The sequence below is a fragment of the Metabacillus litoralis genome, from assembly GCF_003667825.1.
GTDB classification, from domain to species: Bacteria; Bacillota; Bacilli; order Bacillales; family Bacillaceae; genus Metabacillus; species Metabacillus litoralis_B.
In genome coordinates, this window is the sequence record NZ_CP033043.1 from 3263776 (window position 1) to 3287894 (window position 24119).

A 24119-nucleotide genomic window follows, 5' to 3' on the forward strand; every position below is an offset into this window, starting at 1 on the left:
TTAGGTGCCCCTTTCTTTCTTAACTAAAACCGTAAATAGACCATCTTCATCATTTTGATGAAAAGAGATACTGTCTACTAGCTCTCTTACCATAAGCAGTCCCCGTCCACGTTCCTGTAAAAGGATATCTTCAAGCTCATGAGTAAAGACTTCACCTTTCACGCCACCACATTCATCAGTTATATGGATGATGTACTCTGAATGAGTCATTTCAACATGTGCATAAATAGAATAAAGTGATGACGGAGCAGAAAAGGTTTTCACCGTTGCTTCAAAAGAATTTATTAGTAGTTCATGAGCAATAAAGCAAATATGGTCTCTTACAGAACATTGATAAAGTGATAGTTGCTCCCTAATTTTTTGCTCTAGTTTCTCAATTTCATTTAAATCACATGGAATTTTAACATTTAACGTAAACATAAATACCCCACATTATTTAACCGAAATTGATACCGCACAAATATCGTCGTTTAATGTTTTTAATCGACTTACTTGGTCCTTCAGCAACGGAATGATGGATACTTGATTGCTAACATACTCTTTATATCGATCCATTAATGCTAAAATAAGTTGCTGCGAATCGTTTTTTTCGATTAAATGATCAAGTACTCCATCCGAGTAAAGGAGAATTTCACATGGATTTTGATAGGTTACACTCGCTTCTACATAGGGTAACTCATCCAATATTCCTAATGGTACGCCACCTTCCTCCAACATCTCAGAAGTTCCGTTATGATTGACTAGCATTCCTGCGGGGTGTCCGGCATTATAATACTTAATCACATTGTTGTTCGTATCAATTACTAGATAAATACCTGTTATAAAGGTGGTAACCTTGGAATTATTCTGAAACCACTCTTTTATTAAACGATTTAACTCACACATTACTTCATAAGGAGAGTTCACATCATTTACAATATTTTTTAAAATAGGTGTAATCGCCATTCCAATCATTGCAGATGAAACTCCATGTCCCATAACATCCAGGACAATCGCTGTGTACACACCATCCTTTACTTTACACCATCGGCATAAATCTCCCGATAAATGGGAGGAAGGAGTGTAAAGGAAATCAATCTCTATCCGTTCATCATCTATTTTTTCACTTAAAAAAGAAGTTTGAATGTTCTTCGCTAACTGCAGCTCTAGTGTTATTTGTTCTTCATATTGTTTTAGCTTTGAATATGCCTCTTCCAGACTAATGGTATTACTGATAAAGCTTGCATACATCTCCAAAACAGAGATGTCCTTTTCACTTAAACTATTAGGAAGGGGATCTAGGGCACATAATGTTCCAAATACGGATCCATCTTGCATGTAAATCGGCACTCCTGCATATGATCCAATTGAAAAGGCATCTGTTACAGCCATACTTTTAAACGGCTCTTTATTTTCTGCATCTTTTACTAATAAAGGTTTTTTATTGTTAGCCACAATATGGCAGTACGACATTTCGACTGGTTCGTCCACATGACGAGGAATTGGACATCCGCCTTCCAGATTGAATTTTTCTAGTATTTTAAATCGGTTATTTCTAGTAGATGCGACAAAAAATGAACGAGCCGTTATCGTTTTACTCATTAATTGCATGACGTTTAAAGCAGCTTGTTCAAACTTTTTTAATTTACTCATAGATCTCCCTTATTCCTGTGGATTTTACATGCTGTTTACTAAGATAACAATAAAGAGTCTTTCTTCTTATATCGACATAATTCTACATTTTTTTATGTTTTTGTCAAAATAAAAAATGTTAGCTTGTTTTACAAACTAACATTTCATCTTCACTTTTTATTCAATTGTTTTTGCAGCCATTGTAAAAGATCTTTAAACACTTCATCACGATTTACTTCGTTTAACATTTCATGACGACCATCTTTATAGATTTTACAATCAATTTCAACTATTCCATGCTTTTTCATTTGTTTTATCAATCCTGATACTCCTTTTGAATAGTTTCCAACAGGATCCATATCTCCGCTGAAAAGATAAAATGGTATATTCTTTTGAACCTTTTTTACTTCTTTATCTTCCTGGATGCGTTTAAGTCCATCATATAGATCGTAATAAAAGCTTGTTGTTGCCGGTTTTCCACAATAAGTATCATCCATGTAATTCTTTATTTGTTGAGAATCACGGGACAACCATTCAAACTCTGTTTCAGCATTTACAAACCTTTTATTATAACTGCCAGTTGTTAATCGATTTAACAATTTACTCTCAGCCTGGCTACCATACTTTTTAATTTGTGACTTTGCAAGGAGTTTCGCAATTGATAATGCAATGGGGGAGTTCCCACCTGTACCTGACAAGATTACACCGTGAATATCCGTTTGAAAGCGTTGTAGAAAACGTCTAACTAAAAAAGAGCCCATACTATGACCCATTAAAAATATAGGGATAGAGGGGTACTGCTCACGAACATGATCATAAACTTCCTTTAAATCTTCTACCACTTTCTCAAACCCATTATTTTCTGCAAAGTAACCACTATTTCCACTTTTTTCTCCTGTTCGTCCATGTCCCCGATGATCATTTCCAACCAAATAAATTCCATTAGAAACTAAGAATTGAGCAAATGTTTCATAACGTTTAATATGTTCAGCCATTCCATGTGACAACTGGATAACTGCTCTTGGTTTCTTTGTTTCATCCGACCATTTCACAACAAAAATTTCATGTCCATCTTTCATTGGTAACCAGTATTCTTTTTTCAACTCATCCACTCCTTAATAAGGGAGTTATAGCACTCTCCTCCCCCCTTCACAGCCTACCTTTCATCTACCGGTGTAACAGCATCTTTTAATTCTTGATCTAATTGTACCTGATAATACTTCATTTGATCTTCCGTCCAATTTAATTTTTTTGCCATGAACAGGATCACTTTTTCCTTCCAGGTAATCACCCAGTTACGATCAAAAAATAAAGCTCCTGTCCGGCGGATAAAGAAATCAACCGGCTTCACCACCATTTCATGCTCGATGGCGTACATAAGCTGAGCATATACACCCCTTGATAAACCCATTTCCTCATGACTATGATAGCTATTGCTGTACTCAAAAACTAAATCCACATTTGATCCGTATTGCTTTGCTAAAAAATGACCTTCTTCTTTCGTAAAACCGTATTTAACTGCTTCTACCTCTTTTTTCTTAATAAAAGCCATAAATCCCTTCGAACCGCCAACATTACCACCTGAGATTGGATATGTTTTCGTTTGAGAACGTTTGAAGGAAACGCCCTGTGAGGATTCACTGATTCTCTTTGAAACGAGATCCACTACTGACTCAGCCATTTTTCGATAGCCTGTTAATTTTCCACCAGCAATTGTTATAAGCCCACTGTCAGCTTCCCAAATCTCATCCTTACGAGAAATCTCAGAAGGGTCTTTTCCTTTTTCGTAAATCAATGGACGCACTCCAGCCCAGCTTGATTCAACATCTTCCTTTGATAATTTCACATTCGGAAACATATACGTTATGCTGTTTAAAATATAATCTCGGTCTTCTGCAAGCATTTTTGGATTGGCTGTGTCTTCCTCGAAAAATGTATCTGTTGTCCCTACATACGTTTTCCCATCACGTGGAATAGCAAAAACCATTCGGCCGTCTGGTGTATCAAAATAAACAGCTTGCTGAAGGGGAAAAGCAGATTGATCAAGTACTAAGTGAACTCCTTTAGTTAAACGGAGCTGTTTGTTATTTCTCGAATAATCCTTGTTCCGTACATCATCCACCCAAGGACCAGCTGCATTTACAACTTTCTTGGCTGAGATGGTATATTGCGTATGTGTGAGCATATCCATCACTGTCGCACCTGACACTTTATTATCTTTATATAAAAGATCAACTGCTTTTGCATAATTTACGATATGAGCTCCATTTTGAACAGCTGCCTTTAATACTTCAATCGTTAACCTTGCATCATCTGTTCGATATTCAACATAATAGCCCCCACCTTTTAACCCCTTTTTCTTAAGTAACGGCTCTTTACGTAATGTATCCTTTGCAGACAACATTTTACGGCGTTCTCCCTTTTTTACACTTGCTAAAAAATCATAAAATCGTAACGCAACGGAGGTAGTGAATGTGCCAAAGGTTCCTCCTTGGTGTATCGGCAACAGCATCCATTCAGGGGTTGTGACATGTGGTCCATTTTCATACACAATTGCACGTTCTTTCCCAACCTCAGCCACCATCGCTACTTGAAATTGTTTTAAATATCTTAATCCACCATGAACAAGTTTTGTTGAACGACTCGATGTTCCTGCAGAAAAATCCTGCATTTCAACAACTGCGACCTTCATCCCGCGAAGGACAGCATCCAACGCAATCCCAGCCCCTGTAATTCCTCCCCCAATAACGAGCAAGTCGTATTCCTGTTTATCCATCGTTTCAAGAAGTGCACCTCTTGTTATACTTGAAAACTTCATCATTTCGACATCCCCTTAGCGTCAAATGTAAGGCTTAATAAAAGGACGGATTACTAACAAAAAAGAGACCAAACAACATCATAGACAAGTGACTATAATGTAGTTTGGTCTCTCCGATTCTCTAACCGTCTTATTAACTTATTTTTATTGTAGCATTTTCCGTGCGGTATGGAAAGATTTCTGTTCAATACGAACACAGTCTACTTGCTGAATTTCCATAGCTCTCTTTTAGAAGTGGTAATCGCATCAGCACCCGCCTCAAGTGCCTTTTCCACTTCTTCCGGTGTCCGAATAAGACCTCCGGCAAGAATCTTTGTTTTTGTTCGTTCCTTTACCTCTTGAATCATCCACGGCATTGCCCCTGGGAGCACCTCAATGTAATCAGGCTTTGTTTTTTCAAGTAAACGATAGCTTCTTTCCAAAGCATGTGAATCAATTAAAAACATTCGTTGAATGGCGACAACACCCTTTTGCTTTGCTTTTAAAATCACATTAGATTTTGTAGAAATAAGACCATACGGATCAAACTCCTGGCATATGTATTCAGCAGCATAATCATCATTTTTCAGCCCATGTATTAAATCAACATGGTAAATCAACTTTTTATGATGCTGCTCTGCTAATTTATGAAAATTGCCTAATTGAGAAATGTGAGTTTCAAGGAATATTCCGATCTCATAATCACTTTGTAAAAATTTCTCAAACTGTTTGATTGAGGAAAAAGCCGGTAAAATTTTTTGCATGGTAGTTCCTTTCCTTTAAATAAAAGTTCTATACCAAGCTTAAATTTAAATAACGGATTTGTAAATAAAAGGTTTTGGCATGAATCTGAAAAGCAAAAAATGGATAGGGATATGATTTCGTTAGTTTATAAGGAAAAGTCACGTTTCTACTAACTTTCATTTATAAGAACTTTTCCCCTTTCTAGCATTTTAGTAGTAAGAAAACGACCGTGGTATACCCAATCCCACGATCGTTATTTTCACCTTAATCCGCTATGCACATGATGTCCCGTTACTGCTTTATACTCACTCTCCAACTCACTAAGAGTTAGTTCATATAATTGACGATTATCTGAAGATTTATAGTAATCTAGCCTTAACAATTGCTGAATGACCTGTTCCTTTTTCAAGCGAATTGCTTTTTTAAAGATTTCACCCATATTCGTCCACTCCTTTATTAAAGAATGATAGGAAAATCTACAAAAATTGACTTTCAATCTCCATTTGATGAAGAAAGTGCTCTAATCTTACTTTAAGTTCCGATGACTCTTTTAAGCATTTTGTGCTATGCAAAAAAGAGGGTTCATCACCTTTCCCCAGCGACTGATCTATTTGAAACTTTAAATGATTTATTTTTAATTCAATATCCACTAATGAAGCTAGATAACCTTTCGTAAAATATTTATCTAAATCGTCCAGAGCCATATAAAAATGCCAATGTCTATTTAAGATGACTAAAATATACCACCCTGTATCAAAAAGAAATTTTTTATCATTTGTCACTTCAATAAAGTCCTCTTTTTTAATTTCAAGAACATCTGAGTGATCTCCGTCCGGACAAAAACAATCAACTATATGCTCAAACGATTTGGTTACAATTAAATAATGATGATGCATGTACTTTCCTCCTTAATGCCAGTTATTTTTAATTCTGTTCGGTCTTACCGGATGATCCTCCTGACATCTGTCAGTAAATGGACAATTAACACAATCACTTAATGAACCGTTTTGAACCAATTCTTTCATATATTCCAAATACATAACACCTTTTGGAATATCCTTCACAGAAGGAGTTGTAACAAATACTTCTCCCTCCATTAAAGAGTAAATCTCAATTCTTTCTGGTAAAATGCCAAAAGCTTCGTAAGAGAAAACGGCTAGTAAATGAGTGTAAAGATCTATTAATTCCTGGTCTGCATCCACAAGGAATTTTTTAATAGTAAATGACTTTATTGACCATTCAACCAATTCAAGTGTAATGGAAAACTGCATCTCCAATCCCTTCATATATGTATGAAGCTTCTCATATAAAATCAAAGGTGGTATGTCATGGTCTTTGGTAGAAAGAAACTGCAAAAGATGATCAGTTGTTTTGGCCAAAACCATATAATATTTCTCTTTAGACTGAAAGTAGCGAAGACTAACATTACTCCAATAACGATCAATTAACTTAAAGGCCATTAACTTTGTCTGTTCTTTTACTGGCAACTGATAATAAGCCTGAACAACTCCATTAATAAGTAATTGAACAATCTGTCTCCACCTTATATCACTTTCTTTTCCCTCTAGAGTTTGCTGGTAATAAATTTTATATGGACATTTAATAAATGACTCTAAATGCTCATCAGTCATCGGACTTATATAAGTCTGGTTGTTTTTATGTACCATTTAGAATCCCTTCCTTTTTCCGCTAAATGAAATTCGTTCTCATTGTTAATCATAATCAAGTAGACCTGCTCCACAGCAGGGACAGACCGGATCATCATGATTTTCTGTACATTCGAGAAAACCGCAAAGTGCACAATAATTAAATATAATGATGGGCGTTGTCTGTTCCATCATACACTCCTTGTAGATGAAAATGATTATCATTATCCTTTGAGGATATTTTAAATGAAAACAATTCTCAATGTCAAGCAGATCTTATGACTTTGTTTTTAGACGTAATACATGAGAAAAATGAACAGAAATGTTTTCGTGGAAACATTTAATGGCATACAAAAAAGCTTGGTGACCAGCCAAGCTTTTTCACTATATAGGGGGTTGGGGAAAATCGAGTTTCAAGATGAATCAAGGCAACCCTGCTTTGAACGACCGCTTAGTGACGACTATGTAAAGTAAGGTGTAATTGATTATCTCTATAATCATATGATAATGATTCTCAATATCATTGTCAATGGCTTTTATTAATTTTATTAGTTTTTTTTGTTTATTGATGGAGAGCACTAGGTGCAAGTAGTCTTTGTGTACTGTTGGTTTCACGTTTCTTTTCACTTTTTATGATCGGCTTAGAGAAATTCGGCTATTATCGGGAGACATTTTGGTCTCAAGGCCTGATTTGTGTCCCGATTCTTATACTATTGAGACACATTTTGTTTCCACGACCTGTTTTTTGTCCCGATTCCTCTTCTATCGGGACACATTTTGTTTCCTCGACCTGTTTTTTGTCCCGATTCCTCTACTATCGGGACACATTTTGGTCTCATGACCGGATTTCTGTCCCGATTCCTCTACTATCGGGACACATTTTGTTTCCACGACCTGATTTCTGTCCCGATTCCTCTACTATCGAGACACATCTTGTTCTCATGACCTGATTTGTGTCCGGATTCCTCCACTATCGGGACACATTTTGATCCCATGACCTAATTTTTGTCCCGATTCCTCTTCTATCGGGACACACTTTGATCCCACGACCTAATTTGTGGCCCGATTCCTCTACTATCGGGACACATCTTGATCAATTGACCTGTTTTTTGTCCCGATTCCTCTACTATCGGGACACACTTTGATCCCATGACCTGATTTCTGTCCCGATTCCTCTACTATCGAGACACATCTTGATTCCACGACCTGATTTGTGGCCCGATTCCTCCACTATCGGGACACATTTCGATCCCATGACCTGATTTCTGTCCCGATTCCTCTACTATCGAGACACACCTTGATCCCATGACCTGATTTCTGTCCCGATTCCTCTACTATCGAGACACATCTTGATCCCATGACCTGATTTCTGTCCCGATTCCTCTACTATCGAGACACATCTTGATCCCATGACCTGATTTCTGTCCCGATTCCTCTACTATCGAGACACATCTTGATCCCATGACCTGATTTGTGGCCCGATTCCTCCATTATCGGGACACATTTCGATCCCATGACCTAATTTTTGTCCCGATTCCTCTTCTATCGGGACACACTTTGATCCCACGACCTAATTTGTGTCCCGATTCCTCTACTATCGGGACACATCTTGATCAATTGACCTGTTTTTTGTCCCGATTCCTCTACTATCGGGACACACTTTGATCCCATGACCTGATTTCTGTCCCGATTCCTCTACTATCGAGACACATCTTGATTCCACGACCTGATTTGTGGCCCGATTCCTCCACTATCGGGACACATTTCGATCCCATGACCTGATTTCTGTCCCGATTCCTCTACTATCGAGACACACCTTGATCCCATGACCTGATTTCTGTCCCGATTCCTCTTCTATCGAGACACATCTTGATCCCATGACCTGATTTCTGTCCCGATTCCTCTACTATCGAGACACATCTTGATCCCACGACCTGATTTGTGTCCCGATTCCTCCACTATCGGGACACATTTCGATCCCATGACCTAATTTGTGTCCAAATTCCTCTACTATTGGGACACACCTTGATCCCTCGACCTGATTTGTGTCCCAATGCCTCTACTATCGGGACACACCTTGATCCCTCGACCTGATTTGTGTCACGATTCCTCTTCTATCGAGACACACCTTGATCCCATGACCTGATTTCTGTCCCGATTCCTCTACTATCGAGACACATCTTGATCCCATGACCTGATTTGTGTCCAGATTCCTCCACTATCGGGACACATTTCGATCCCATGACCTAATTTGTGTCCAGATTCCTCTTCTATCGGGACACACTTTGATCCCACGACCTAATTTGTGTCCCGATTCCTCTACTATCGGGACACATCTTGATCAATTGACCTGTTTTTTGTCCCGATTCCTCTACTATCGGGACACACCTTGATCCCATGACCTGATTTCTGTCCCGATTCCTCTTCTATCGAGACACATCTTGATTCCACGACCTGATTTGTGGCCCGATTCCTCCACTATCGGGACACATTTCGATCCCATGACCTGATTTCTGTCCCGATTCCTCTACTATCGAGACACACCTTGATCCCATGACCTGATTTCTGTCCCGATTCCTCTTCTATCGAGACACATCTTGATCCCATGACCTGATTTCTGTCCCGATTCCTCTTCTATCGGGACACATCTTGATCCCACGACCTGATTTGTGGCCCGATTCCTCCACTATCGGGACACATTTCGATCCCATGACCTGTATTTTGTCCCGATTCCTCTACTATCGAGACACATCTTGATCCCACGACCTGATTTCTGTCCCGATTCCTCTTCTATCGAGACACACCTTGATCCCACGACCTAATTTATGTCCCGATTCCTCCACTATCGGGACACATTTCAATCCCACGACCTGATTTCTGTCCCGATTCCTCTACTATCGAGACACATCTTGATCCCATAACCTGATTTGTGTTCCGATTCCTCCACTATCGGGACACATTTCAATCCCACGACCGGTTTCTTGTCCCGATTCCTCTTCTATCGAGACACATTTTAATCCCACGACCGGTTTCTTGTCCCGATTCCTCTTCTATCGAGACAAGGTTTGCACTCCAGAACTGATCCTTGTTCTGATTCTGTCTTTCTGCGTGCAATTCTTGTTTGTTAACTTTCATTAAAGAGACCTCTCCCTTCCGAAGTCAGAGTCTCGCTTATTTCATTAACCTCTTCATTAATTTCAACCCATTTTTTGCATTAGGATATCGAAAATGAAAGTCAAATCGATTTGTTTGTTTGAGGACACTTTTATAATGTGAAAATGCTGTAAAGCTCGATTGACCATGGTAGGTACCCATACCGCTTTCTCCGACACCTCCAAAAGGAAGATACGGGGTGGCAATATGCATAAGTGTGTCGTTAATACATCCACCACCGAATGAAATAGATTCTGTTACCTTCTTCTCCATTTCTTCAGATGTCGTAAATAAATACAAAGCTAACGGCTTAGGACGATCTGTTACAAAATCAATCACAGTACGGATATTTTCATATTCAAGCACAGGGAAGATTGGTCCGAAGATTTCGTCTGTCATAACACCAGAAGCCATACTCTTCGGTTCTAACAGGGTTGGCTCTATTTTCAAGCTTGTCTCGTCAGTGTCGCCTCCAAATAATAGTGAGCCGTCAGACAAATAGTTCTTTAATCGTTGAAAATGACGATTATTTACAATTCTTGTAAACTCCTCATTTTCTAATGGTTTATCTCCATAAAAATCTACAATAACCTTCTTAATTTCAGTTAGGAACAAATCTTTAACTTTCTTATGAACAAATAAATAATCAGGAGCAATACAGGTCTGACCTGCATTAATAAATTTACCAAAGGCAATCCGTTTTGCAGCCAATTCAATATTTGCTGTTTCATCTACGATACAAGGACTTTTTCCACCCAATTCAAGTGTAATTGGAATTAATCGTTTTGCAGCAGCTTCCATTACGACTTTTCCAACAGGGACACTTCCTGTAAAAAAGATATAATCAAGCTCTTGATCTAGTAAATAAGTCGTCGTTTCAACACCACCTTCAAGTACAGCTATGTATTCAGAAGAAAAGGTGTCTTTTATCATTTCAGCAAGCAATTTTGAAGTGTGCGGGGTTAATTCTGAAGGTTTTAATACCGCTGTGTTTCCTGCTGCAATTGCACCAATTAAAGGAGCTAGTTGTAGCTGAAAAGGATAATTCCATGGAGCTATAATAAGCGTTACTCCATATGGTTCTGCCACTTTAAACCCCTTTGAGCCAATATGTGTTTTGGCTGTTTTTACTTTTTCCGGCTTCATCCATTTATGAATATGTTTTAATGTAAAGCTTATTTCCTCTAAAAGAAATCCGATCTCAGTGACATAGGCCTCTGTTTCTGATTTATTTAAATCCCGTTTGAGAGCGATGCATATCTTCTCTTCATTTTTTCTAATTTGTTCAGCAAGCTTCTTTAGCATATTCACTCGAAAATCTTTTGATTTTGTTTGTCCTTTGCGAAAAAATTCCTTTTGCCTTCTTACAGTATTTTCGACTGTAGTAAGTGATTGCTCCTTTATCTGTGTCATAAAAAAGTCCTCCTAATACGCTTCATCACTTATTGTTAATATAGACATCTTACATTCTTAGTATCAAAAAGAGGTGTGCCTAATGCTATAGAAAGAGACTTAATCTTGTGATTAAGCCTTTTATTACAGTGACTGTGCTCGCTTGCCTTGCACAGTAGTGTTCATAAGTCCCCATTTCATTGATAAGATCATCCCTATGAATCCAGCTCCACCAGCCGTTAAAAACACTGAAACATAGGCACCTTCATGACTAAACAGACCCGCAATAAATGGACCAAGAAAAATACCTAACGCATAAATTGCTTGAAAGAGACCCATTGCAGTTGCACGTTTATTGTTTGGAATCGTTTGAATGGCCATGCCCATTAATAATGGTATCGTCATTCCTTGTGCACATCCATTTAAAGCTTGAGATACATATAGAATAGGTAGACTGCTGATAAACGGTATTATAGCAGAAAATATACATGTACCTAAAAAGCCTATCATTAATATTGTCCATTTTTGAAAACGAGCAATCAAATAGCTACCTGTCACAATCGGTGCAATAGCATGTGGTATCATGAAACTAAACACAAGAAAAAGCAATGTTTCACTTTCGGCACCTATTGTTAGAGCATAATCAGGGGTAAAGCCAAACATCGTAATAAATAAGACTGCATGAGCAATTGCAGATAAAATGGCTGCTTTTAACACAATCTTTTCTCTAAAAACTTCTGTCAGTTCGTGTTTTTCAATCTTCTTAGTATTCTTTTCACCACTTACCTCTCTCACTTGTAAGGAAAGTATAATCCCTATCGTACCAATAACTCCACCTAACCAAAAAGGTGCCTTCCAACCCCAATGACTAACAAGATAACCACTTAGCCCCATACTAATTAGTTGGGATGATACAGTTATAAACTGGACATTACCCATAGCCTTTGTTGTGTCTTCTTGTTTAAAATAACTAGCATATAATACAGTAAAAGCCACCCACATCGAAGCAGTTACTCCTGAAACAAACCTGGCTAATAACGCAAAGCCAAGGCTTTCTGTCAAAGCAAAACCAAAGCAGCTAATAACCCCTGTAATGAGTCCGATCATGACAAACGGCTTTCGAATTTGTAGTCGATCTGAAATAATCCCTACCGGAAGACGTAGTAAAATTTGCATGATCCCATAACTGCCAACGATAAACCCTACTAATGTATAAGTCCCACCTAAGAAGTCCAAATAAGAAACAAACACTGGAACATAAATATACAGAGAGAACCAATAGATAAAGGTTATGATAATAAATAACATATGGTCATAGACTGAAACTTTAATAACGCTTATAACACGATACCTCCTAAAACAAACTTTCATCCTTATATGTATGTTATCTTTTTTTCACATATTTTTAAATGATAAAAAGCCTGTTCCATTTTTCTCTAGAACAGGCTACAAAAATTAAAAGTATACAATCCATATCACAATAACTAATAAAATTCGATAAATCGCAAAGGGCATTAACTTGATTTTATTAATGAGCTTTAGGAAAAAGCGAATTGAAAGAAGAGCAAATACAAAGGCACTAATAAATCCTGCGATAAAAAATGGCATGGCTTCAATAGAAAAGTATTGCCAGTTTTTCAAAAGAGAGATCGCGCTTGCTCCCGCCATGATTGGTACTGCCATAATAAAAGTAAAATCAGCTGCAGCACGGTGGCTCATTCCGAGTAGAACTCCTCCTGAAATGGTTGATCCAGAACGTGAAAATCCAGGCCATAATGAAAGACATTGTATTAATCCAACAGAAAATGCTTGTTTATAAGTAATTTGATCAACTGTCTCAATTTTTACTTCCTTTGGACCAAAAAGATCGGCTGCGATCATTAAGACTGCCCCAACAACTAAACCGATTAACACAGTTGTAATAGAAAATAAATGTTCATCAATATAATCCTCGAAAAGAACACCTAGCACACCGGCTGGGATTAAGCCTACAATGACTTGAGTAAGCTTTAAACGTCTTGTTCCTTCCGTAGATTCAGCTGTTTTTTTGCTCAATCTACCTAAACCCAACATTTGGATAAAGCGGTCCTTAAAGACGACCACTACAGCTAAAATGGAGCCTAGTTGTATAACAATTTTAAACGTATTTGCTACATATTTACCTAAAAAATCTTCCGATTGTAACCACATATCGTCGACAATAATCATATGACCAGTTGAAGAAACGGGTGCAAATTCAGTTAACCCTTCTACTAAGCCAAGTATAACAGCCTTTAAGAGTGTAAGAATATCCATCTTGTAAGCTCCTATCATTCTTTTAATCGTTAAACCACAAAAGTAAGTATAACGTTAAAATTGTCAGGAGGGAATCTCTTTTTTATTTTCGCCTTGCTCACCAAACATCATAATTTTATTTCGCCCACTAGCCTTTGCTGAATACAAAGCTTGGTCTGCCTGTTCTAATACTAGTTCAGCTAGTTGGCCTGGTTGAGACTCGGATATACCAAAGCTTGCAGTAAGTTTTCCTACTACCTTAAACTGATGTTGGCTAATTAAGAGTTTTAGCTTTTCAGCTAGCTTTAATGTTTTATCAATCGTCTCTTTTTTTGTAATGACAATGAATTCTTCTCCACCCCACCGAGCAAAAAAATCGCTTTTGTTTAAACCACAACTAATGATCCTAGAAATTTCTATTAAAACTGAATCACCGACACTATGTCCATACTGATCATTCACTTTTTTGAAATAATCAATATCAAAAAAGATAATAGAATACGTTTTACTTTCAGAATTAAGCTTTTCAAACAACTGGTGAACAGCCCGTCTATTCTCAATACCGGTTAACATATCCTTAAAAGCCATTTGCTCAAGCATTGAAGTCCTAACAGATGCATCAAGGCCTTTTCTAGCGAAAAAAAGTATAACAATATAAACAAACATTGCTAACTGGTAGTTTATAAGTGAGTTAATCATATCAACCTGTATAATGCTCAAAGAAGATAGAATGATTGCTGTTGTCATAGACCATAAAACAATGGATAACACGATTCCGTAAATTCCATAGAATGTAATAAAAATATAAATATAAATCATCGGTGTCCAAACTGCAGCATCACTAATCGAATAATGTTGACTCTGAACACTTTCCACATGTAAAGACCAGTATGTTAGCAATAAGTGAACAATAGACACTGATATAAAAATTGTAAGTTCAACGACTCTAAAGAAAATTCTCTTCAAGATTAAAAAGTAGGAACTTATAAAAAGGATTAAGTATGAAGCTACTATAGTTCTATCTAGAAAGTTAAATTCATTCCAACTATGAAGACCAAATAATAGAGACAGTAAAACAATAGGTATGACATATAAATACAGCTTTCGTTTTTGATTTTCAAATGTTGATAGATCACTATACAAGACCGTCATCGCTCCTAAAAAAAGAACTAATCCACCGATTAGTTCTTCTTTATATTAAATCGGTAACTGGCAAGCATATTCCTCAGAACTTAGCCCCTGTAGCTTTGCGTCTCTACCTTTCAGTAGATTTGCCCTTAACTATTTAGTTGGAGTTGAGAAATACAGGAATATATTCCTTGATACTTTTTACCTATAAACCTATTCTATACTAATATGGATAAATCTACAAGTAATATGAATTCTTTGTTTATAGCTAATTTTAAAAAGGAAAACCTATAAAGGTTCTCCTCCTTTTTTCCTATTCCTTTACGATCTCCTTTGTACTACGAACAGTATCAATTGGACGAACCAGCTTTTCAATTTGTTCCCGTTTTGGCTCTAGAAATGGAGGTAATGACAGCTTTTCTCCTAGAGTTTCATAAGGTTCATCTCCCATAAAGCCTGGTCCATCAGTTGCAAATTCAAAAAGTATATGGGGTGCAACTCTTGCATATAGTGATTCGAAGAAGTGACGATTCACATAGCCTGAAGTTGGAAAACCGATGCTTTGCATATGACTAATCCACTCTTCTAACACTACGCGGTCTTCAACACGGAAGGCAACATGATGAACAGTGCCATAGCCCTGAATTCCATGAGGGAGTACATCATTATGCTCTAAAATGACCTGTGCTCCATTTCCCCCTTCGCCAACTTCAAATAGGTGAAATGATCCTTCCTGTGCCACTTCCTTAAAGCCAAGTGCTTTCTCTAGTACCTCTTTCATTTGTTCCACATTATTTACTCGAATGAAAATAGGTCCTAAACCAGTAATAGCATGCTCTAGAGGAATCGGCCCTTTTTGCCATGGTGTACCAGAGGCAACTCCTTCATTTTTTTCATCTGAAATTAATTGATATTGTTGATCATCGAAGTCTACAAAGGATAATGATTTTTTCCCAAACTGCTCTTTAATTCCTGTGTGTTTAACTTCCAGGCGATCAAAACGTTTTACCCAATAATCCAATGAAGCATCTGTTGGAACTCGAAATGATGTTTTGGAAATTTCATTTGTCCCGTGTACTCCTTTTGGAATTCCAGGGAAGTCAAAGAATGTCATGTCAGTCCCTGCACTTCCTACATCATCAGCAAAAAATAAGTGATATGTCTGGATATCATCCTGATTTACAGTTTTCTTAACTAAACGCATTCCTAACACATATGTGAAGAACTCATAATTTTTCTCAGCACTACTTGTTATAGCCGTTACATGATGAATACCTTTTAATTGATTCATTGTGATCCTCCATTATTTTGTATTGTTTATATTTTAACTACAAGTTGTTAGTAACATTCCTCACAAAATATCTCTAAATAAAATATCTTGAATTAAAGATAATATATCATAGAAAAACCTTTTTTTCAAATAATAGATAATCGGCTTACTTCCAAGGCCAATTCATGAATGTATAAAAAAAGACAGGGATCCCCCTGTCTTTTTCCTATATTAATCGTGGAAGTTCGTTCCGTCTGTTGTTTCTCCGATAATACCTGCGCGAATGACAAAGTCCCCAAAGTGCTCATTTTCTTCACGTTCCTTCGCATAGCGAGGGATAATCGTATTTAGCTCTTTTAAAATTTCTTCTTCACCAATGTTTTCACGGTACATTTTGCTTAAACGGCTTCCGTCATGTGCTGCACCAAGATACATATTGTATTTACCAGGTGCTTTACCGATAAAGCCGATTTCACCTAATGCGTGACGGGCACATCCGTTTGGACAGCCTGTCATACGAATGGTAATTTCTTTATCTTTTAAACCGTTTTGATCCACAATCTCATCGATTTTATCAATTAATTTTGGTAAGTAACGTTCTGCTTCAGCCATTGCTAGACCACATGTTGGTAAAGCAACACATGCTAATGCACTACGACGTAATGCCGAATAATGCTTACCATCAGTTAAACCGTATTTTTCAATAAGTTCACTGATTTTTTTCTTTTTCTGACTTGATACATTTCCAATGATCAGGTTTTGGTTTGCTGTTAAACGGAAGTCACCTGTGTGAATTTTAGCAATTTCTCTAATACCTGTCATAAGCTTGTAGTCGTCATAATCTGTTACACGTCCACCTTCAATAAATAGCGTGAAGTTCCATTTTCCTTTCACACCTTTTTCCCAACCATAGCGATCTCCGTTATGATCGAAAGTGAATGGCTTCGCTTCTTCTAAACTCCAGCCAAGACGATTTTCTAACTCTTCTTTTACGTTTTCAAGTCCTAGGCGATCGACCGTATATTTGAAACGTGCATTTTTACGTACAGAACGATTTCCATAGTCACGTTGAATTGTAATAATCTTTTCTGCTACATCATAAGCCTGTTCTGGTTTAATGAAACCAATAACTTTCGCAAGCTGTGGATATGTTTCTTTATCACCATGACTCATTCCCATACCACCGCCAATTGCTACGTTAAAACCAACAAGCTTGTCGTTTTCAACAACGGCGATATAGCCTAAGTCTTGAGAAAAAATATCCACATCATTTGATGGTGGTACCGCAATACCAATTTTAAATTTACGTGGTAAATAAAGTGGACCGTACATTGGTTCTAGCTCATCAGTATCTGGTGTACCAGCTACTCTTTCTTCATCAAGCCATATTTCATGATAAGCTCTTGTACGTGGTAATAAATCATCACTTAATTTTTTCGACCATTCGTACACTTCTTGATGGACGTTCGATTGATACGGATTTGCCACACACATTACGTTACGGTTAACGTCCCCACATGCGGCGATTGTGTCTAACAATGAAGCATGAATACCTTGAATCGTTTTCTTCATGTTCCATTTTAAAATCCCATGCATTTGGAACGTCATACGAGTTGTTAGCTTTAACGTACCGTTTCCGTATTTTTGTGCAAGGTCGTCCATAACAAGCCACTGGTTTGGTGTTGCAACACCACCAGGTAAACGAACACGTAGCATAAATTGATAAGCTGGTTCTAATTTTTGTTTTTGACGCTCATTTCGAAGATCACGGTCATCTTGTAAATAGCTGCCGTGATGCTTCATTAAGCGGTTATCATCATCTGAAATACCTGAGCTTAATGGCTCAAGCATAGATTCTTTAAGCGTTCCACGCAAATAGTCACTTCGTTCTTTAATACCCTCAACATCACTTGGTGGGCCTTCTGGTGCTTTTAATATTTTGTTCGCCATGTTGCTAGTCTCCTTTCAATCAAAAAATCAATATACATCGCGTTGATAGCGTTTATTTTGTTTCATATCTGCAAGGTAGGCTTCCGCTTTTTCACGGCTTAATCCGCCTTCTTTTTCAATAATTTCGATCAGTGTATTGTTAACATCTTTCGCCATATGATTTTTATCACCGCAAACGTACACAACAGCCCCTTCTTCAAGCCATTGGAACAACTCTTTGCTGTGCTCTTGCATGCGATTCTGTACATAAACCTTCTCTTCTTGATCACGTGAGAAAGCAACATCCATTCTCGTTAACACACCGTCTTTAATCCATTTTTGCCATTCTGTTTGGTAAAGAAAGTCTGTTACAAAATGTTGATCACCGAAGAACATCCATGATTTACCTTCTGCACCGATTTCTTCACGCTCTTGCATAAATGCACGGAACGGCGCCACACCAGTACCAGGTCCGACCATAATAATTGGCGTATCAGGATTTTGTGGTAGTCTAAAGTTTTGATTTTTTTGAATATACACGGGTAATGTATCACCAGGTTGTAGACGCTCTGCTACTTGGGTTGACGCCACACCTTTACGATGACGACCATGTGTTTCATAACGGACAGCCCCAATTGTTAAGTGAACTTCATCAGGATTTGCAGCTAAGCTACTTGCAATAGAGTATAGACGAACTGGCATTTTGCGTAGAATACCAGCAAATTCCTGTGCAGAAACTTCCCATGGACCAAAGTCACGAATTAAATCTAGTAGGTCACGACCATCAATATATGCTTTTATAGAATCCCTGTTTGATACAAGTGATTGTAAATCTTTATTAGAATTAAGCTGTGCTGCTTTTTCAACAACAGGCTTCGTTAACGTGGCAATTTCAACCCTTGAGCTTAATGCCTCTTTCAAAGTTACTTCTTCATTATTCACTGTAACTTTTTCATTTGCATCCCATTTTACTGCTTCAAGAATAAGGTCAACAAGTTCAGGATCATTTTCCGGGTAAACACCTAGAGCATCACCTGGCTCAAATGTTAGTCCAGATCCTTCTAAAGATAACTCAAGATGACGCGTTTCTTTGTTAGAGCCTCGACCATTTAGGTTTAGGTTTTCAAGCACCTCTGCTTTAAAAGGGTTTGTTCTTGAGTAAGCTGATTCTAAAGCTTGAGGAGCAGGGGCAGCTGCTTCTTGAGCTTGAACAGGTTCTACTCCCGCCGCCCGAGCTTCATCAAGACCAGCTAAAACTCCTGCAATCCACTCAGATGCAGGCTCATCAAAGTCTAAATCACAATCAATACGTGGATAAAGACGAGTTCCACCAAGATCTTCTAAACGTTGATCAAATTCTTTTCCTGTATGGCAGAAAAACTCATAAGAGCTATCACCAAGCGAAAGAACTGAATAGCGAAGTTCATCAAGCTTTGGAGCTCGTTTGCCATGTAGGAATTCATGGAAAGAAATTGCATTATCCGGTGGATCTCCTTCACCATGTGTACTTACAACGATAAGAAGATTCTCTACCTTCTTCAAGCTGTTTGGTTTAAAATCACTCATTGATGAAACAGTTACTTTATAGCCACGACTCTCAAGTTCTTTTCCTGCTTTATTTGCAAGACCTTGGGCATTACCAGTTTGAGAACCAAATAGAATCGTAACATCTTTAGATACAGGTTTAACATTTACTGGCGCAGCAGCTTCTACTACCGGCGCTTCGGGAGCAGCCGTAACATTAGCAGAACCAGCTTGTGTAGCAGCTAGATACCCACTCAACCAGACTTTTTGAGATTCCGTCAAGGTTGGCAGAAGACGATTTAGGAGCTCTACTTGCTCCTGATTAAACGGACTGTTCATTACCTGAAGTTGCAACAAAATCCACACCTCACAAAATTTACTTGTACAAATTATTCATAATTACTAGTTTCCATTATTTCAGTCTCACTGACAAGTGAAAAATATAATTCATTTTACCACAACTCATTATTCCTATCAATAAAGTTGGAATTTAATTGTGTGAAGAATGAAAAAGTTTTTGACAAGTTTGTGAGGATTGATGTTGTTTATTATTTGATACTTTTTGTTAAAAGGAAAACTTTGTTCGTTATATAATAGAGTCAAAGTAAAAATTTATAACATAAATTCTCTTAAAAATACCCGTACTAAGCCAAAAAGTACCTATTCAAGGAGGCTTCACCTATGCACCAGTTAAAATGGCTCGATGCCACTGAACAGGCTCAGCTTATTAAAACCAAACAAATTACAGCTGCAGAATTACTTTCTTATACAATTGACTTAATAGAAGAGTTAAATCCCAAATTAAATGCCATCACACATAAATTGTATGAAAACAGGTTACCATCACCTGAATCAGGTCCTTTTTCAGGTGTTCCGTTCCTCATGAAGGATTTAGAATTCTTTGCAAACACTCCGTACACAGCAGGATCTACATATCTTAAAGACTTTATTGCCCCAGCTGATAGTGAATATTCATCAAGAATCCGTCATCAAACGGGGCTTATTACAATTGGAAAAACAAATACGTGTGAATTTGGACTAGTACCAACTACTGAGCCTTTACAATATGGTCCAACGAGAAATCCATGGAATCTAGCTTACACAGCTGGAGGCTCAAGCGGAGGGGCAGCGGCTGCCGTTGCAGCTGGAATGGTTCCGATGGCACATGCTTCGGACGGGGGAGGATCAATTCGAATTCCCGCATCTTGTTGTGGAGTTTTTGGCCTTAAAGTAAGTAGAGGTAGAATTCCAAAAAACCCTGATCCGGTTGGCCTCGGAGTTAATCATGTTATTACGCGGACTGTTCGAGATAGTGCGGGACTTCTTGATGCAACATATGGAAACCATCCTGGTAATCCATTCTATGTATCCCAACCAAGTGATTCATTTGTCACTGAATCAACCAAAGAACCGAGAAAATTAAAAATAGCTGTTTTAAAAACCGGTTTTAATGGTAAAAAGATTCATCCTGATTGTGAAGATGCTGTTTTAGATGCAGCAAATCTCTGTCAATCGCTAGGTCATGATGTTGAGGAGGGATCTCCTACTATTAATGTTGATACATATAACCGAGCATTCCAAGTGCTTTGGCAATCATCCTTTTCACAAGGAATACATTCTTTAACAAATTTAACTGGAAGAGCTCCGAAGCAAGAAGAACTAGAACCTTATACTTGGGAAGCTTTACAATGCGGTAATTCATACAGAGCAACAGAATATCTTGCTGCGATTAGTTACATGCAGCAAGTAACTAAAGAAGTGGCTCAATTTTTCAACAACTACGATCTCCTGTTAACCCCAACTCTTAGTGAGCCGCCTTTAAGAATTGGTGAGTTATGTTATCCAGGTAATATAGAGGGGTACGTTAACAGACTAAATGAATGGGTTCCCTACACTCCACTTGCAAATACAACAGGCTGTCCGGCGATGTCCGTTCCATTATTTTGGAATAAAGATAACTTACCTATCGGTGTTCAGTTTATGGCACCGCTTGGAGATGAAGCTACTCTGTTTCAGCTTGCAGGACAGCTTGAGAAAGCACGGCCTTGGAAGGATAAAAAACCTACTATAATATAGAAGAAAGTAGACGAAAAAATCGTCTACTTTTCCTTTTTATCGATTAATAACCCTTTCAATATGAATGGTCAAATATAGCTTCTCATCATTCGTTAACTCATAATCAAATTGTCTTTTCACATAATCATTAATTTTTTCCGTGCATTCATAAGCTTGTTTGTGTTTGTTTTTTACAGCTTCAAACAGAAAGTCGTCTTCACCTTCCATGTAAGTTTTGCTATACAGTCTTTGAGCAAAGAACTTCAAATGAGTGACAAATCGGAAGAAGTTAAGCGACTCTTCGTTAAAATCCATCTTAAAGTGATATTTAACAATTTTCAAAATGTCTTGCATCGTTTTTGTAATGTTTACGATATTAGGCATTTCCTCATTAAGTTCTGCATTTACAATATGCATGGCAATAAAACCAGCCTCATCTTCCGGTAATGTTACATGAAGCTTTTCCTGAATCATACCTAATGCTTCTACTCCAAGAGAAAATTCATCTTTATAGAGTTTTTTAATTTCCCATAGCAATGCATTTCTTATGTCGAGACCTTTTTTATTACGTTCAATGGCAAAATTAATATGATCTGTAAGAGATACATAAATGCTATCATTTAATTCTCTTCCAAGCTTACTTTTTGCCTTTTTAATGATGTCTTCTGTTACTTCCATAAGCTCAAGTGAAACTTCATATAATAATGTTTTAAAACGTTCCGACATATCTTTATTTTTCAGTGTGAACACTTTCTCAATTTTGTCATCATCTATTTCATCACCAGGTCTTTTTTGAAAAGCAAGACCTTTTCCCATAATAACAAGCTCTATCTTTTCTTCATTAAATGCACTTACAACATTATTGTTAAATACTTTTTCTATTTTCATATAACCACCTAAACTTTTTATGGTTTATTTGTCAAACAGATTTTCTCGTATAAGCTCTACTTTACCGTATTATAAGTTATACCATTCTCCATGACCACTTCTAAAGATTATAGGAGAAACCCTGTACTAATAGAAGGAAAGCTGTTGTCAGCTTTCCTCTTATTTCATCATGACCCGAAAGTATTCTCCATTAGCATATTACATGCTTGAACAATCTTTTCTTTTGATCTCGCAACTTCTTAAAGTCTTTCACCATTACTTTCAATTACTTTTTTATACCAATCAAAGCTTTTCTTCCTAATTCGTTGTAGTGTACCATTTCCTTCATTATCTTTGTCAACATAAATATAGCCATAGCGCTTTTTCATTTCTCCAGTCGAAGCACTCACAATATCAATTGGACCCCAACTTGTATAGCCAATAATCTCTACGCCATCATCAATGGCTTCACTCATTTCCACAACGTGCTTTTTCAAATAGTCGATACGATAGTCATCGTGAACTTCACCATTCGCAGTGAGCTTATCAATAGCACCTAATCCATTTTCAACTACAAATAATGGCTTTTGATAGCGATCAAATAATTGATTCGCTGTAATACGGAATCCTCTTGGATCGATCGTCCAACCCCACTCTGATTTTTCTAAGTACGGATTTTCAATCGATCCAAACACATTCCCAGATGTCATATTATTAACTTCTGGATCTGTACTAGTTGCACGGCTTGCATAATAACTAAAGCCGATATAATCAACGGTATGATTTTTTAAGAGCTCTTCATCTCCATCTTCCATTTCGACCGTTATGTTATGATCTTTAAAAAATCTCTTTGCATACCCTGGATATGCTCCACGTGATTGCACATCAATGAAAAAGAACGATTCACGATCTTTCTCCATTGCATCCCAAACATCCTCAGGGTTACATGTGTACGGATAAGTCATACCAGCAGCAAGCATACAGCCAATCATCGCCCCTGGGCTGATTTCATGACAGGCTTTTACAGCAAGCGCACTAGCAACTAATTGGTGATGTGCAGCTTGGTATTTTATTTGTTCTTTATTGTCTCCTTCTTTAAAAACAAGGCCAGCACCTACAAATGGTAAATGTAATAACATATTGATTTCATTAAATGTCATCCAGTATTTTACCTTGTCTTTATAACGTTTAAATAAAGTTGTCGCATAGGTTTCAAATAAAGATACCAGCTTACGATTTTTCCAGCTTCCATAGTTTTCAACCAAGTTAACTGGTACATCAAAATGGGCAATGGTTACAACAGGTTCAATGTTATTTTTTAATAGTTCATCAAAAAGATCATCATAAAACTTTAACCCTGCTTCATTAGGCTGCTCGTCATCACCATTTGGGAAAATTCTTGCCCATGAAATAGATACACGTAACGCTTTAAAACCCATCTCTGCAAAAAGGGCAATATCTTCCTTATAACGATGATAAAAATCTATTGCCGTGTGGGATGGATAAAATTCGCCTTCAAGTGGTTGGAAAGAAGGAAGATTACCAAACATGATATCCCATCGTTTTTCTCCTGTAGGTAGTAAATCAACTGTTGTTAATCCTTTTCCACCTTCGAGATAGGCACCTTCTGTTTGATTGGCAGCAATCGCACCGCCCCATAAAAATCCTTTTGGAAAAGCCATGAAGAAAACTCCTTTTCATAAAAAATGAGGGAGAGAACGACTTAAAA

General features: G+C 37.5%; 19 protein-coding genes and 1 riboswitch. Of the genes, 1 reads left to right on the plus strand and 18 read right to left on the minus strand.

What is annotated here, in order from left to right; all coding sequences use genetic code 11:
* The 16 genes from D9842_RS16265 to D9842_RS16335 all read right to left on the minus strand — a co-directional run bounded on the left by D9842_RS16265 (position 1) and on the right by D9842_RS16335 (position 19822).
* Positions 1–420 (minus strand): ATP-binding protein, encoded by a 420-nt coding sequence (locus tag D9842_RS16265; protein WP_121663398.1) that lies wholly within the window; start codon positions 418–420, stop codon positions 1–3.
* Positions 421–432: 12 nt separating this feature from the next.
* Positions 433–1632, minus strand: coding sequence for a GAF domain-containing SpoIIE family protein phosphatase (locus D9842_RS16270; RefSeq protein WP_121663399.1), 1200 nt, complete (start codon positions 1630–1632; stop codon positions 433–435).
* 149 nt (positions 1633–1781) lie between these two features.
* On the minus strand, positions 1782–2714 hold the full coding sequence (locus D9842_RS16275; RefSeq protein WP_121663400.1) for an alpha/beta hydrolase: 933 nt from the start codon (positions 2712–2714) through the stop codon (positions 1782–1784).
* A 53-nt stretch (positions 2715–2767) separates the two neighbouring features.
* The gene (locus tag D9842_RS16280; protein ID WP_121665097.1) at positions 2768–4429 is read right to left on the minus strand and encodes a glycerol-3-phosphate dehydrogenase/oxidase; all 1662 of its coding nucleotides are present in this window, start codon (positions 4427–4429) and stop codon (positions 2768–2770) included.
* A 200-nt stretch (positions 4430–4629) separates the two neighbouring features.
* Positions 4630–5172: a glycerol-3-phosphate responsive antiterminator gene (locus D9842_RS16285; RefSeq protein WP_121663401.1), complete on the minus strand. Its 543-nt coding sequence runs from the start codon at positions 5170–5172 to the stop codon at positions 4630–4632.
* Between the two features lie 239 nt (positions 5173–5411).
* A complete protein-coding gene (locus D9842_RS16290) occupies positions 5412–5591 on the minus strand; it encodes a Fur-regulated basic protein FbpA (protein WP_121663402.1) in 180 nt (59 codons plus the stop codon).
* A gap of 37 nt (positions 5592–5628) precedes the next feature.
* Entirely contained in the window at positions 5629–6048 is a 420-nt protein-coding gene (locus D9842_RS16295; RefSeq protein WP_121663403.1) for a hypothetical protein, read from the minus strand.
* A gap of 12 nt (positions 6049–6060) precedes the next feature.
* The gene (locus D9842_RS16300) at positions 6061–6819 is read right to left on the minus strand and encodes a hypothetical protein (RefSeq protein WP_121663404.1); all 759 of its coding nucleotides are present in this window, start codon (positions 6817–6819) and stop codon (positions 6061–6063) included.
* Between the two features lie 2940 nt (positions 6820–9759).
* On the minus strand, positions 9760–9933 hold the full coding sequence (locus D9842_RS25980) for a hypothetical protein (protein ID WP_162987456.1): 174 nt from the start codon (positions 9931–9933) through the stop codon (positions 9760–9762).
* A 36-nt stretch (positions 9934–9969) separates the two neighbouring features.
* Positions 9970–11364 carry an aldehyde dehydrogenase gene (locus D9842_RS16305; protein ID WP_121663405.1) on the minus strand — a complete coding sequence of 465 codons (1395 nt, stop codon included), beginning with the start codon at positions 11362–11364 and terminating at the stop codon, positions 9970–9972.
* A 123-nt stretch (positions 11365–11487) separates the two neighbouring features.
* Positions 11488–12714 (minus strand): MFS transporter, encoded by a 1227-nt coding sequence (locus D9842_RS16310; protein WP_121663406.1) that lies wholly within the window; start codon positions 12712–12714, stop codon positions 11488–11490.
* 84 nt (positions 12715–12798) lie between these two features.
* Positions 12799–13638 (minus strand): undecaprenyl-diphosphate phosphatase, encoded by an 840-nt coding sequence (locus D9842_RS16315; RefSeq protein ID WP_121663407.1) that lies wholly within the window; start codon positions 13636–13638, stop codon positions 12799–12801.
* Positions 13639–13701: 63 nt separating this feature from the next.
* Positions 13702–14760, minus strand: a complete 1059-nt coding sequence (locus D9842_RS16320; RefSeq protein ID WP_162987458.1) for a GGDEF domain-containing protein — start codon at positions 14758–14760, stop codon at positions 13702–13704.
* Between the two features lie 58 nt (positions 14761–14818).
* A riboswitch (cyclic di-GMP riboswitch) is annotated at positions 14819–14903 on the minus strand.
* A 155-nt stretch (positions 14904–15058) separates the two neighbouring features.
* The gene (locus D9842_RS16325) at positions 15059–16036 is read right to left on the minus strand and encodes a ring-cleaving dioxygenase (RefSeq protein ID WP_121663409.1); all 978 of its coding nucleotides are present in this window, start codon (positions 16034–16036) and stop codon (positions 15059–15061) included.
* Positions 16037–16246: 210 nt separating this feature from the next.
* Positions 16247–17965 (minus strand): assimilatory sulfite reductase (NADPH) hemoprotein subunit, encoded by a 1719-nt coding sequence (gene cysI, locus D9842_RS16330; protein ID WP_121663410.1) that lies wholly within the window; start codon positions 17963–17965, stop codon positions 16247–16249.
* A gap of 27 nt (positions 17966–17992) precedes the next feature.
* On the minus strand, positions 17993–19822 hold the full coding sequence (locus D9842_RS16335) for an assimilatory sulfite reductase (NADPH) flavoprotein subunit (RefSeq protein WP_121663411.1): 1830 nt from the start codon (positions 19820–19822) through the stop codon (positions 17993–17995).
* A gap of 327 nt (positions 19823–20149) precedes the next feature.
* On the opposite strand from D9842_RS16335, the gene D9842_RS16340 reads away from it, so the two are divergent.
* Complete coding sequence (locus D9842_RS16340) at positions 20150–21544, plus strand: amidase (protein WP_121663412.1); 1395 nt, start codon at positions 20150–20152, stop codon at positions 21542–21544.
* A 36-nt stretch (positions 21545–21580) separates the two neighbouring features.
* Here D9842_RS16340 and licT read toward each other — a convergent pair whose 3' ends face one another.
* The gene (gene licT, locus D9842_RS16345; RefSeq protein WP_121663413.1) at positions 21581–22411 is read right to left on the minus strand and encodes a BglG family transcription antiterminator LicT; all 831 of its coding nucleotides are present in this window, start codon (positions 22409–22411) and stop codon (positions 21581–21583) included.
* A gap of 239 nt (positions 22412–22650) precedes the next feature.
* Complete coding sequence (gene ascB / locus D9842_RS16350) at positions 22651–24072, minus strand: 6-phospho-beta-glucosidase (protein WP_121663414.1); 1422 nt, start codon at positions 24070–24072, stop codon at positions 22651–22653.
* Between the last annotated feature and the right edge of the window lie 47 nt (positions 24073–24119).